The sequence below is a fragment of the Rhodoferax sp. P1_F3 genome (assembly GCF_056405715.1).
This window is the reverse complement of the sequence record NZ_JBFUBO010000003.1, coordinates 1-13,283: the sequence shown is the minus strand read 5'-3', so window position 1 is coordinate 13,283 and position 13,283 is coordinate 1. Positions and strand designations below refer to the sequence as shown.

General features: G+C 60.0%; 9 protein-coding genes. 8 read left to right on the top strand and 1 reads right to left on the bottom strand.

Features of this window, described 5'->3' with window-relative positions; translation table 11 throughout:
- Nucleotides 1-42: 42 nt before the first annotated feature.
- Entirely contained in the window at nt 43-3,591 is a 3,549-nt protein-coding gene (locus AC1DZ5_RS05950; protein WP_477887070.1) for a transglutaminase family protein, read from the top strand.
- Nucleotides 3,592-3,695: 104 nt separating this feature from the next.
- Here the strand turns inward: AC1DZ5_RS05950 and AC1DZ5_RS05945 are convergent, their stop codons facing one another.
- The gene (locus AC1DZ5_RS05945) at nt 3,696-4,616 is read right to left on the bottom strand and encodes a LysR family transcriptional regulator (RefSeq protein ID WP_477887723.1); all 921 of its coding nucleotides are present in this window, start codon (nt 4,614-4,616) and stop codon (nt 3,696-3,698) included.
- A gap of 128 nt (nt 4,617-4,744) precedes the next feature.
- Between AC1DZ5_RS05945 and AC1DZ5_RS05940 the strand changes: the two genes are divergently transcribed.
- From AC1DZ5_RS05940 to AC1DZ5_RS05910, 7 genes are all read left to right on the top strand, one after another.
- A complete protein-coding gene (locus AC1DZ5_RS05940) occupies nt 4,745-5,158 on the top strand; it encodes a VOC family protein (RefSeq protein WP_477887068.1) in 414 nt (137 codons plus the stop codon).
- A 14-nt stretch (nt 5,159-5,172) separates the two neighbouring features.
- Nucleotides 5,173-6,063: an amino acid ABC transporter substrate-binding protein gene (locus AC1DZ5_RS05935; protein ID WP_477887066.1), complete on the top strand. Its 891-nt coding sequence runs from the start codon at nt 5,173-5,175 to the stop codon at nt 6,061-6,063.
- 33 nt (nt 6,064-6,096) lie between these two features.
- On the top strand, nt 6,097-7,266 hold the full coding sequence (locus tag AC1DZ5_RS05930) for an NADH:flavin oxidoreductase/NADH oxidase (RefSeq protein ID WP_477887064.1): 1,170 nt from the start codon (nt 6,097-6,099) through the stop codon (nt 7,264-7,266).
- Nucleotides 7,267-7,309: 43 nt separating this feature from the next.
- Nucleotides 7,310-7,876, top strand: coding sequence for a nuclear transport factor 2 family protein (locus AC1DZ5_RS05925; protein ID WP_477887062.1), 567 nt, complete (start codon nt 7,310-7,312; stop codon nt 7,874-7,876).
- A gap of 296 nt (nt 7,877-8,172) precedes the next feature.
- The gene (locus AC1DZ5_RS05920; protein ID WP_477887060.1) at nt 8,173-9,192 is read left to right on the top strand and encodes an alpha/beta hydrolase; all 1,020 of its coding nucleotides are present in this window, start codon (nt 8,173-8,175) and stop codon (nt 9,190-9,192) included.
- A gap of 342 nt (nt 9,193-9,534) precedes the next feature.
- Entirely contained in the window at nt 9,535-10,626 is a 1,092-nt protein-coding gene (locus tag AC1DZ5_RS05915) for a DUF2855 family protein (protein WP_477887058.1), read from the top strand.
- A gap of 278 nt (nt 10,627-10,904) precedes the next feature.
- Nucleotides 10,905-13,085 (top strand): ricin-type beta-trefoil lectin domain protein, encoded by a 2,181-nt coding sequence (locus AC1DZ5_RS05910; protein WP_477887056.1) that lies wholly within the window; start codon nt 10,905-10,907, stop codon nt 13,083-13,085.
- Nucleotides 13,086-13,283: the final 198 nt, after the last annotated feature.

Below are 13,283 nucleotides of genomic sequence, written 5' to 3'. Positions count from 1 at the left end.
CGCTGCACAGGCTTCCCAGTGAGATTACCGAGAGACCGGCCCATGTCCATTCACGCAGCGCTGAACCACGTCACCCACTACACCTACGACCGTCTGGTCAATCTCGGTCCCCAGGTCATCCGCCTGCGCCCTGCCCCCCACTGCCGCAGCAAGGTGGTGTCGTATTCCCTCAAAGTCGAACCCGCCACCCACTTCATCAACTGGCAGCAAGACCCGTTTGCCAACTACCAAGGCCGCCTGGTGTTCCCCGAGAAGACCAAAGAGTTCAAGGTCACCGTGGACCTGGTGGTCGAGATGGCGGTCTACAACCCGTTTGACTTCTTCCTGGAACCCGAAGCGGAAGAATTTCCGTTCAAGTACACCCCCGAGCTCAAGCAAGAGCTGCTGCCCTACCTAGCCGCGGACCCGGTCACGCCCCTGGTGCAGGCCTACTTGGACAAGATTGACCGCACCAAGCGTCGCAGCGTCATCTTTCTGGTCGACCTCAACACCATGGTGCACAAGTCGGTGGACTACACCATCCGCATGGAACCCGGCGTGCAAACGCCGGAAGAAACGCTGGAGCTTGGCTCCGGCTCCTGCCGCGACTCGGCCTGGCTGCTGGTGCAGCTGCTGCGCAACTGCGGGCTGGCTGCGCGCTTTGTGTCGGGCTACCTGATCCAGCTCGCGCCCGATGTGAAATCGCTGGACGGCCCCAGCGGTACCGAGGTCGATTTCACCGACCTGCACGCCTGGTGCGAGGTGTATTTGCCCGGTGCCGGCTGGATTGGGCTGGACGCCACCAGCGGCCTGCTGGCCGGTGAAGGCCACATCCCCCTGGCCTGCACACCGCAGCCCAGCGGCGCGGCCCCCATCGAAGGCGGCGTAGATGAGAGCGAGGTGGAATTCAGCCACCACATGCAGGTCACCCGCATTTACGAATCCCCCCGCGTCACCAAGCCCTACACGCCCGAACAATGGGCCAGCGTGATGGCCTTGGGCGACAAGGTGGACGCCGAACTGGTGGCCGGCGACGTGCGCCTGACCATGGGCGGCGAACCTACCTTTGTGGCGGTAAACGACCGCGACGCCGCTGAGTGGAACACCGACGCCCTAGGCCCCACCAAGCGCGGCTTTGCCACCGAGCTGGTGCACAAGCTGCGCGACGAATACGGCCAGGGCGGCTTTCTGCACTTTGGCCAGGGCAAGTGGTACCCCGGCGAGCAGTTGCCCCGCTGGGCGCTGAACATCTACTGGCGCGCCGACAAACAGCGCGTGTGGAACAACCCCGCGCTGTTCACCGACGAGCGCAAGCCCACCCACTACACCGCTGAAGACGCGGGCTACTTCATCCGCACGCTGGCCGGCAAGCTGGGCCTGACCGACAAGTACGTGCAGGCCGGCTACGAGGACACCTGGTACTACCTGTGGCGCGAACGCCGCCTGCCAGTCAATGTGGACCCCTTCAACGCCAAGCTGGACGACGAGATGGAACGCGCCCGTCTGCGCCGCGTGTTCGAGCAAAAACTCGACTCCGCCGTGGGCTACGTGCTGCCGCTGAAGGTGGCGGACTCTGCGGGCCTGAACCCCTCGCTGGCCGGCCCCATGTGGACCACGGGCCCCTGGTTCTTCCGCGACGAACGCATGTACCTCATGCCCGGCGACTCGCCCATGGGCCTGCGCCTGCCGCTGGACTCGCTGCCCTGGGTCAGCGAGGGCGACTACCCCTACATGGTGGAGCGCGACCCTACGGTAGAGCGCGGTGCGCTGCCACAGCACTCGGCGTTTGCCGCGCGCTATGCACCCGCCGTCAAGGTGTCAGTCCCCGCCAACGGCGCGGGCAGCGTATCGCCCACCGGCCTGCCTTACCTGGCCGGCAACTTGGCCACGCCAGAGGCCAGCCGCAAGCTGCAAACCCCGGCCGGCGCAAGCCGCACCGGCGACAGCAGCGTTGCCACTAATGCCCAAACCGCCCTGCAGCCCGAACCCGCCCGCTACGCCCAGGTACCCAGCCGCTTTGAGTCGGCCCACTGGATCACGCGCACCGCGCTGTGCGTGGAAGTGCGCGACCCGCGCCGCGCCAGCGGCCCCAAGGCCGAGGCCGTGGGCGAAAAATCCGGCGTGCTGTACATCTTCATGCCGCCGCTGGAACGTCTGGAGGACTACCTGGACCTGCTGGCCGCTATCGAAGCCACGGCCACCGAACTGAAAATGCAGATCGTGCTGGAGGGCTACCCGCCCCCGCGCGACCCGCGCCTCAAACTGCTGCAGGTCACCCCCGACCCCGGTGTCATCGAGGTCAACGTCCACCCGGTCACCAACTGGAAGGAGCTGGTCTACAACACCGAGTTTTTGTACAACGCGGCGTTCGAGTCGCGCCTGTCGGCCGAGAAGTTTATGACCGATGGCCGCCACACCGGCACGGGCGGCGGCAACCACTTCGTGATGGGTGGCGCCACGCCGGCGGACAGCCCGTTCTTGCGCAAGCCCGAACTGCTGGCCAGCCTGCTGCTGTACTGGCACAACCACCCGTCGCTCAGCTATTTGTTCAGCGGCATGTTTGTCGGCCCCACCAGCCAGGCCCCACGCGTGGATGAGGCGCGCAACGACCAGCTCTACGAGCTGGAAATTGCCATCGAGCAGATCTACAAAAACCGCGAGCTGTATGGCCAGACCATGCCGCCCTGGCTGGTGGACCGCACCTTGCGCAACATCCTCATCGATGTGACCGGCAACACCCACCGCAGCGAGTTCTCCATCGACAAGATGTACTCGCCCGACTCGGCCACGGGTCGCCTGGGTCTGCTGGAGCTGCGCGCGTTCGAGATGCCACCGCACCCGCACATGAGCAGCGTGCAACAGCTCTTGCTGCGTGCGCTGGTAGCCCGCTTCTGGAAGACGCCGTACAAGGCCCCGGTGACCCGTTGGGGCACCGAGCTGCACGACCGCTTCATGCTGCCCACCTTCATCAAAATGGACTTTGACGACGTGATGGCCGACATGAACATGGCGGGCTACGCGTTCGATTCCAGCTGGTTTGCGCCGCACTACGAGTTCCGCTTCCCCCTCATTGGCGCGGTCAAGTCGGCCGGCGTGGAACTCACGCTGCGCAACGCGCTGGAACCCTGGCATGTGATGGGCGAAGAAAGCTCGGCCGGTGGCACCGCACGCTATGTGGATTCGAGCCTGGAGCGCATCGAGGTGAGCGTGACCGGCCTGAACGAAAGCCGCTACGTGGTCACCTGCAACGGCCAAGCCCTGCCCATGCAGAGTACCGGCACGGTGGGCGAGTTTGTCGCCGCGGTGCGCTACAAGGCCTGGAACCCGCCCAGCAGCCTGCACCCCACCATTGGCATGCACGCCCCGCTGACGTTTGACATTGTGGACACCTGGATGAAGCGCTCGCTGGGCGGCTGCCAGTACTTTGTCACCCACCCCGGCGGGCTCAACTACGAGACCTTCCCGGTCAACGGCTACGAAGCCGAAAGCCGCCGCCTCTCCCGCTTCGCCGCCATGGGCCACACCCCCGGCAAGCTGGTGGTGCCACCGGCCACCATCAATGTGGCGGGCAGCAAGGAGTTTCCGTTCACGCGGGATTTGCGTCGGGGTTGAGCATTTTTAAGAAAAAATGAGCTCCAGCCCATGCGGAATGTGCGCTGGAAGCTATTGAATTGATAGCAATATTGCAGCGGCGTTGAATTCCACTGGCTCCGCAGTCACGACAGTAAGAGCGATGTCTTGGGAGGCTTTGACGTCGGGCCAGTTCCTGTGCTGCCGTACTTGGTGCACACCATACCGGCCAGTCGTTGCGCAGCGTCACCCATGCTGTGATTCGATCGATGTACAAGCCCGATATCGCGGTAAAACGTGCGCTCTCCGAGATCGATCGCACGCACAGTGGCAGGCCATCGCTTGAAGCTTTCGGTTTGAGGCAATAGCGCAACGCCAACCCCTTTAGCCACCAGTTGGACGATGGCCTCCAACTCATCGAGTTCGCAGACCTCACGCACCTGCAGGTGCGAAGCGCGCAGGAACCGGTCCACCTGACGGCCGCCGAACGACTCTCGGTCGTACCGAACGAAAGGCTGACTCGTCAGCAACTCGGACCAATCGCTTCCACTCACATTCCGCGGCACAAGTAGTCGGTACGGTTCGCGTACCAATGTTGTCCAGTGCAAGTCGCTTTGCAACGAGAACGGGGGCCGAATCACCACGCCCAAGTCGATTTTCCCGGCGTCAACCATGTTCAGCAAGTGCATCGACAGCCCGGGAACGATGCGAACACGGCAGTCCTTGACTTGCTTGTAGAAGCCCGCCAAAACGTCTGGCAGCCATGAGCGCTGCACCGACGCGATCGCCCCCACATTGACGAAGGACGACGCGGGCGACCCCAACGTGCGTGAGCCAAGATGGTTGTATTGCAGGATCAGCTCCTGCGCTTGTTCGACGACCTGGTGGCCGCGCGGGTTCAGCCGGGCAGCGCGGGCGCTGCGGTCGAAAACGGCAAAGCCGAGTTCGGCTTCCAGGCGCTGCATCTGGGCGCTGACGGCAGCCTGGGTCAGGCCGATCTTGTCGCCTGCTGCGGCAAAGGTGCCTTCACGTGCCACTGCAATGAGGGTTTTGAGTTCGCGAATCATAAAAACAATATTGATGCTCAGCATCAATATACATTGATTTTCATTTTGAATGAGGGCACCTAGGATTGCCGCATCCCTTCACCATCTATCCATTCCTTATGCAAGCTCCAGCAACAAACCCCGCTCCGATGTCCCCTTTCCACTTGGCCTTCCCCGTTCACGATCTAGCGCTGGCACGCCAGTTCTACGGGCAGACGCTCGGCTGCCCTGAGGGTCGCAGCTCGGAAGAATGGATCGACTTCAACTTCTACGGTCACCAGATCGTTGCGCACTTGGCACCCAGCGAAACCGGCCTGGCTCAACGCAACGCGGTGGATGGCCATGGCGTGCCCTGCCGCCACTTCGGCATCGTGCTGCCTATGCAGGATTGGGAAGCGATGGCCGAGCGGCTGAAGGCTGATGGCATCGAATTCATCATCGAACCCTACGTCCGATTCAAAGGTGAGCCAGGTGAGCAGGCCACCATGTTCTTCCTGGACCCCTCTGGCAACGCAGTTGAGATCAAGGCGTTTGGCGACATCACCAAGCTCTTCGCCAAATGATCAGGACCACTCAGATGCTTGCCAAAATCACACTCGCATTGGTGGCCGCTGGCTGCGCTCTCACCGTCCACGCCGATACGCTCCAGCAAATCAAGTCGAACGGGGCTGTCACCATGGGTGTGCGTGAAGCATCCGGGGCGCTCTCCTATTCGTTGGGCGACAAGTACGTGGGCTTCCATGTTGAGCTGTGCCAGCACGCCCTGGCAGACATCCAGAAGCAGCTCGGTCTTCCTAAGCTTGAGATTAAGTACCAAACGGTCACCTCCAGCAACAGGATTCCGCTGCTGCAGAACGGCACCATTGATATGGAATGCGGTTCAACCACCAACAACGCCGCACGCCAACAGCAAGTTGCGTTTGCGGTCACAACCTATGTTGAAGAAATCCGGATCGCGGTCAAAGCCAATTCCGGCATCCAATCCATTGCGCAGCTGAACGGCCACAAAGTAGCGACCACTTCGGGCACCACGAGCGTGCAAATGCTGCGAAAGCATGAGCGGGCGAACGGTGTTGACTTCCAGGAAATCTTTGGCAAGGACCACACCGATAGCATGTTGATCCTGTCTTCGGGTCGTGCTGATGCGTTCGTGATGGATGCGCAAGTCCTCGCGGGCAATATCGCCCAGAGTCGCAGTCCCACCGACTACCGAATCGTCGGCGAGGTACTTGGCGTCGAACCCATCGCCATCATGCTGCGCAAGGACGATGCGGCTTTCAAAAAGAGTGTCGATGACACCTTACGCACCATGATGAAGAGTGGCGAAATGGCCCAGCTTTATGACAAATGGTTCACCAAGCCCATTCCACCGACTGGGACAAGCCTCAGCCTGCCCGCTTCAAAGGCCACATTGGCGGCCTGGGCCAACCCCAACGATCGCCCGGCCGAAGAGTACGGCGCACGTTAGTCCAAGCGCAGAAATTTAGAAGACACCCGAAACATGAACAAGTTGTTTGAACCTTTGGCGTTGCGTGGAGTGACGTTGCGCAACCGTCTGGCACTGAGCCCCATGTGTCAATACACAGCCAGCAATGGCTTCGTGAACGAGTACCACATCGTTCACTACGGGCGCTTTGCGTTGGGCGGCTTCGGCCTGGTAATGGTCGAGGCCACCGGCGTGTCGCCCGAGGCGCGGATCACCCATGGCGATGTGGGCATCTGGGATGACGCCCATGTCGAGGGCCTGGCTCGCATTGCGGCCTTCGCCAAGGAATACGGTGCGGTCCCCGGCATTCAGATCGGCCATGCCGGCCCCAAAGCCAGCATTCAGCGCGCTTTCCAGGGCAATGGTCCGTTAAACGAGAGTGACGCAGTCCGTGGTGAACATCCATGGAAGGTGGTGTCGCCAACTGCACGACCCGTGGCCGAGGGCTGGCTGGTACCAACCGCGCTCGATGCCCAAGGTATAGCCAAGGTCCGAGCCGACTTTGCCGCCGCTGCGCGCCGTGCGCTGCGTGCTGGCTTCGAGGTGTTGGAACTGCACTGCGCACACGGCTTCTTGCTGAATGCATTCATGTCACCCCTGACCAACGACCGCACCGACGCGTATGGCGGCGGCTTCGAGAACCGCATCCGTCTGCCGCTGGAAATCGTCCGCGAGCTGCGCGAGATCTGGCCGCAGGACAAGCCGCTGTTCGTACGCATCTCGGCGGTGGATGGCAGCCGTGACGGCTGGACCATCGAAGACAGCGTGGCTTTCGCCAAGGAACTCGACAAGATCGGCGTCGATGTCGTCGACTGCTCGTCTGGCGGCTTCGGTGTCTTCGACTATCCGAGCGGCTATGGCTTCCAAGTACCGTTCGCCGCCCAGATCCGTCGTGAGACAGGCATCCGCACCATGGCCGTGGGCCTGATCGTCGATCCGCACCAGGCGGAGACGGTCGTGGCGTCCGGTCAGGCGGACATCGTTGCTCTCGGGCACAGCGCGCTGCGCGATCCGCACTTTCCACTGCATGCGCAGCGGATGCTGGGTGCGGCCGATCCGCAGCGCCCCTACACCGACTGGAATATCCAGGCCGGCTGGTGGCTCAATGACCGCGAAAACAGACTTCGACGGCTGGGGCCTCTGGCTTCTGCCCAAGAACGCACTCCAGAAATGAGCGGCGCTTGACCTGAGTTCCGATGCTGAATCTGGAACCCACTACAAAGCCATCGTGACGGTGCCCACCCAGTATCCGATTTGGAATCGGCGAGTCATTGCGACTCTTATCAGTAGTAAACGAGTGAAAACGACCTTTATCAAGACTTTGATTTTCGCGGCGATCGCTGTCGGCATGGGCACAACGGCCCAAGCCGCAGACGCGCCAACCCACCCACAAGCCAACCAAGGAAAAACCATGAGCAAACCAACGTACGTGCAGGATTACCAAGCCATCTCCGAAGTGCTGAACAAGTACATCGAAGGCTGCAAGCAGGCCAAGAGCAGCATCATGAAGTCCGCTTTCAGCCCACAGGCGACGATGTACAGCGTCGGCCCCGATGGCAAGCTGACGGGTGGCGCGATTCCGATTCTGTTCGAGGGTGTCGATAAGGATTTCCGTCCGTCTCCTGACGCGACGGCCGCGATCACCCGCATCGAGATCGTCGGTACGGCGGCCAGCGCCCGCATCGACGCAAACGATATGTCGGGCATCTCGTTCACCGACTTCTTCCATCTGTTGAAGGTTGGTGGCCAGTGGACGGTGGTCAGCAAGATTTTCCAAACCCACGTGGCGCCTTAACCAGCTATCTGCACAGCGAATCCAAGACCCACAACTGATTTGGCCGCTCGGCATAGAACTGCCGGCTGACCCGGTCTGGTGGGCATGGCGCCCCTGGTGTCGCCGATCGTAGTTCGCACCACCTTGCCGAGTTCAGCATTGGCGCCGACAGCAAGCTTTAGGCGAAGCCATTCACAACCTGTTCGACGGTATAGACACGGATTTTTCGTCCGTCGCCTGAAGCTCAAAGTGCCATTGTCCGCATCGACACCAACAAAGTCTCCGGCTTTGCTTCACACACTCACTAAAAAAACTTCATGAATACCCTCACCTCCGCTCTCGCCCTTTCCGCCTTGACCCTGTCGATTGGTAATGCTTCTGCAGCTACCCTGCCCGGTGTCGAACACAACGTAGCAAAATTCTTGCAATCCCTTGAAGGCGGCAAGACGCTCGATACCATGACGCCGGCCGAGGCCCGCGCCGCGCTGGTGGGCGCGCAGGCTGGTCCTAAGGTGGCATTGCCGGCGGCTGACGTCAGCGAGAAGACGATCCACGTCAATGGCGGCGACCTGAAGCTGACCATCGTGCGCCCGGTAGGCAGCCAGCAGAAGACCCTGCCCGCGTTCATGTACTTCCACGGCGGCGGCTGGGTGCTGGGCGACTTCCCGACCCATGAGCGGCTGGTGCGTGACCTGGTGGCAGGCTCGGGCGCTGCAGCGGTCTTCGTCAACTACACCCTGTCGCCTGAGGCGCAATACGGCGTCGCCATCGAGCAAGCCTATGCCGCAACAAAATGGGTGGCCGAGCATGGCAAGGAGATCAAGGTCGACGGCAAGCGCCTCGCGGTAGCTGGCAACAGCGCGGGCGGCAATATAGCCGCCGTGGTTGCCTTAATGGCGAACGAGAAGGGCACACCTGCACTGCGTTCGCAAGTATTGCTGTGTCCGGTGACGGATGCCAACTTCGACACCCCGTCGTACAAGCAGTTTGCCAACGGCTACTTCCTGACGAAGGACTTGATGGCGTGGTTCTGGGACAACTACACGACCGACGCCGAGGCACGCAAGCAGATCTACGCCTCTCCACTGCAAGCGACGACCGAGCAGCTCAAGGGCTTGCCGCCGACGCTGATCCAGACCGCCGAATTCGATGTCCTGCGCGATGAAGCCGAAGCTTACGGCCGCAAGCTCGACGCTGCGGGCGTGCATGTGAAATCGGTGCGCTACAACGGCATGATTCACGATTTTGGGCTGTCGAACGGGTTCAGCCATCTGCCGGCGCCCCGCAGCGCGATAGCGCAGGCGTCGCAAGAGCTCAAGGCCAACCTGGGCAAGTAAGACAGCGGCTTTCGCACGTCATTGACCTCATCCGCTTCAACGAACAAGGGCAGATTGTGGAGTTGGAAGTGATGATTCACCCGATGAGCAGCCAGCAGGCCTTTATGGCGGAGATGGGCAAGCGGGTGGGCGACAAGCTGCCCACCTTCAAGGTCAAGGCTTGAGGTCAAGGCTGCACAAAATGGAAATAGACAAGACATGACAGCCTCGCTTCAGCACCTCTGGGAAGAGTCCTTTTCATCGAGCTTGTGTAGCTACACAGATGGATCTTTCGTCCTTGCCCGCCAACGCCGCCGTGCTCGCTTCCAACCAATACCCAAACAAAACTTCTTTCGGAGCACCATGAACACCAAAATCACCCTCGTAGTGCGCCAGGACCAACTGGGCACCACTCGCATTGCGATCACGAACGACGTTCCCCTGGCTGACGGACAGATCCGCACGCGCATCGACGCGTTCGCGCTGACCTCCAACAACATGAGCTACGCAACCTTCGGCGACTTGATGAACTACTGGCGAGCCTACCCCTCTGGTGAGGCGGGCTGGGGTATCGTGCCGGCCTGGGGCTTTGCGACGGTCGTGCAATCGCGGCATTCTGGCGTGGCGGTCGGTGAACGGTTGTATGGATACTGGCCGATGAGCAATCATGCGGTGCTTAGTCCCGGCGACCTGTCGCCCGCAGGATTCCGCGATGTGACGCAGCATCGTGCCGAGTTGCATCTGTTCTATAACCAATACCTGCGATGTGATGCTGACCCGTTCTACTCCGCTGGCTCGGAAGATGCGTTGGCCCTGCTGCGAACGCTCTTCGTCTCCTCTTGGCTTATTGACGACTTCATGGCTGAGAACGACTTTTTCGGCGCTACAACCCTACTGCTTTCTAGCGCCTCCAGCAAAACGGCGTACGGCACCGCCTTTCAACTGAGCCAGCGGCCGGGCGTCGAGGTGATCGGCCTCACGTCGCCCGGCAATCGCGCATTCTGCGAAAGCTTGGGCTGCTACAGCCGTGTCCTCACGTATGACGAACTCGAACAGGTGCCGGCCGACACTCGCTGCGTCTATGTCGACTTCGCGAGCAACGCGGACTTGCGTCGACACATTCACACCCGCTTCGGCGATCTCAAGTACAGCTGCCCTATAGGTGGCACGCACGTGAGGCAGCTGGGCAAGGCCCAAGACCTGCCCGGCCCACGCCCCGTCCAGTTCTTTGCGCCGGCGCAACTGAAGAAGCGGCAGGACGACTGGGGCCCAGCGGAGTTGGACAAGAAATTGGTCCAGGCTTGGCGTGACTTCAGCGCACGTGCCTGCGACGCTCAGCGTCCATGGCTCAGCGTCGAGCACCACAACGGTCCGCAGGAGGTGCAGCATGCGTATGCGCAGGTGCATGCCGGACGAAGCGATCCACGCCTGGGTTACATCCTCTCGCTGGTCTGACGCCCGTCCTTGATCTGAATCAAACGGCTCCAACCCCTGCAGGCAATTTACCCGTACCCAAAAAAGGGCGGACACAGACTTGGAGGAAGTTCATGTACTAGTACAAAAAAACGCATTCGAGCAGTCAAGCTAACGATCACACACGCGTCCGACGTTGCTTGTGCATTCACTTGCAACTTCGGCGCACACATCATGCGCTGTGTTGGATTTCTGATCCTCCGGGTTTCCATCAATCATGCACAACGACATATATAACAACTACGCTGGAGACAAAAACTATGAAAGTTCGTTTTTCACAACGATTCGCCACTGCATTTCTGAATACACCACCGCCTGACCACCGGATGCCAATAGCTTCCCATTCATTGCGGCGTGTAGCCCAACTGTTGATCCTTACCGTGGCTGGTATGGCGGCATCAATCGCATCGGCCGCAGTCACGACCAACCAGATCAAGGTTCCCCCACCCCCCATAGGTTGGGCCTCTTGGAATGCATTTGCCAGCAGCATCAATTTCGATACTGTTAAAAAGCAGGTGGACGCTTATGTGGCGCCCGGAGGCCTCAAAGACGCTGGCTACGTGTACTTCAATCTCGATGATGGCTGGTGGCAGGGGCTGCGTGACGCCTCGGGCAATATTGTGGTCAACACCACCGAATGGCCGGGCGGTATGAAAGCCGTGGCCGACTACATCCACAGCAAGGGGGTGAAAGCCGGCATTTACACCGACGCAGGAGTCAGTGGTTGTGGCTACTTCAATACCACACGGCCATCATCGGCCGGCTTTACCGCGGGCATACGTGGCCATGAGCTGCAAGATGCCAAACAATTCCAGGTGTGGGGTTTTGACTTCGTCAAGGTTGATTGGTGCGGAGGCAGTGGCATTGGCTATCAAAACACCGTGCTTGATCCAGTGGAGGCCTATGGGACGATTAGCAAAGCCATTGCAGACGCCACCGCCATTACTGGCCATCCCATGACGCTGTCGATTTGTGAATGGGGCCGCCAGGAACCATGGAACTGGGCTCCCGGAATGGCACCCATGTGGCGCTCCAGCGACGACGTTGTTCTCTGGCAAAAACCAGGGGGCACAGTTACGTTGGACCAGATGACCCTCAAACCCAGCTTGGCGAAAGCACTTGTCAACTTTGACAAAGGTCTGCATCCTTCTGCCCACCATACCGGTTTTTATAACGACCTGGACATGCTAATGGTCGGCAATGGCGTGGCACGTGGTGCGGGCAGTGTGGATTTGACTGATGCGGAAAGCCGGACCCACATAAACCTTTGGTTGATCGGAGGTTCCCCGTTCATGGCTGGCAATGACCTGACCAAGATGAATGCGGCCACCAAAGCCATACTGACCAACTCTGAAGTCATCGCCATCAACCAAGATGCGCGTGGCCTGCAAGGCGTGAAAGTTTCTGAGGACATTATGGGCCTGCAGGTCTACAGTCGCGTTCTCAGCGGCAACGGGCGGCGCGCAGTGGTGCTATTGAACCGCACAGGGGTCAGCGCAACCATGACGGTTCGCTGGACTGATATCGGGCTTACCGCTGATCCGGCTAGCGTGCGTGATATCTGGGCCAACGTCAATGGCGGCAGTTTTTCCACCTCGTATGCGGCCACGGTGCCTGCCAACGGTTCTGTTCTGTTGAGCGTAGTCGGTACAGAGAGCGCCACAGCGACCTACGAGGCGGAGTCCAGCAACAATGTATTGACCGGCATCGCAGCCCGCGCGCCTTGCACAGGTTGCTCGGGAGCCCAACGGGTGGGAGATTTGGACAAAGACGCGACATTGGCGTATAAAAAAGTGAACGCCAACGACCCAGGCGTCAAGCTTGTCAATATTGCCTATGTGAATGGCGACAATGCGGCCCGTCGCGCCACCCTGCAAGTCAATGGCCAGCAATCCACCGTGGTGTCTTTTCCATCCACCGGGTCATGGACCACGCCTGGCACCGTTTCGTTGATGTTGTCACTCGCAAAAGGCGCCAATACATTGACCTTCGGTACCACCAGCGGCTGGGCGCCCGACATGGATGCGATCACTGTGCAAAACATTAGTGGCACTAACGGCGGCAACCTGTTCAATACGCTGTCAGGGCGCTGTCTGGACATCCCCAACAACCGCACCGACGAAGGTGTGCAGGCGCAACTGTCGGACTGCAATGGTGGCCAAAACCAGACAATGGTTCGTACCGTTCGCAGCGAGTTGCAAATGAACGGCAATCGCTGTCTGGAAGTGCACGGCGGCACAGCCAACAACGGCGCGAAAGTTGGTTTGTGGAGCTGCAACGGGGGGACGAATCAACAATGGGCCTTCAACGCCAACGGAACCATCACTAGTCAAGGCTTCTGCCTGGATGTCACGACGCTGGGCACTGTCAACGGTACTCCTTTGCAGGTGTGGACCTGCAATGCAGGCAGTGCCACTCAACAGTGGATTTTCAACAAGTAGATGCGACTTTGTGGATCCACTTATTACGACATACAAAACTAAGTGGATACAGTAGTGTCCCAACGTTTGCACATCAGGACGTCGTAAGTTAATGATTTGCTTGAAGAATTTGGTGATTGAATCTGGTCTCGATTTAAACGTCGAACGCCAGACTGGCGGTTTTTTGCGGCTTTGCGCCCAAGACCACCATGCACCAAG

Coding starts and splice junctions, on each gene's coding strand:
- AC1DZ5_RS05940 (WP_477887068.1), top strand. CDS start 4,745: ATGTCCCCTTTCCACTTGGCCTTCCCCGTTCACGATCTAGCGCTGGCA.
- AC1DZ5_RS05950 (WP_477887070.1), top strand. CDS start 43: ATGTCCATTCACGCAGCGCTGAACCACGTCACCCACTACACCTACGAC.
- AC1DZ5_RS05930 (WP_477887064.1), top strand. CDS start 6,097: ATGAACAAGTTGTTTGAACCTTTGGCGTTGCGTGGAGTGACGTTGCGC.
- AC1DZ5_RS05915 (WP_477887058.1), top strand. CDS start 9,535: ATGAACACCAAAATCACCCTCGTAGTGCGCCAGGACCAACTGGGCACC.
- AC1DZ5_RS05935 (WP_477887066.1), top strand. CDS start 5,173: ATGCTTGCCAAAATCACACTCGCATTGGTGGCCGCTGGCTGCGCTCTC.
- AC1DZ5_RS05920 (WP_477887060.1), top strand. CDS start 8,173: ATGAATACCCTCACCTCCGCTCTCGCCCTTTCCGCCTTGACCCTGTCG.
- AC1DZ5_RS05945 (WP_477887723.1), bottom strand. CDS start 4,616: ATGATTCGCGAACTCAAAACCCTCATTGCAGTGGCACGTGAAGGCACC.
- AC1DZ5_RS05910 (WP_477887056.1), top strand. CDS start 10,905: ATGAAAGTTCGTTTTTCACAACGATTCGCCACTGCATTTCTGAATACA.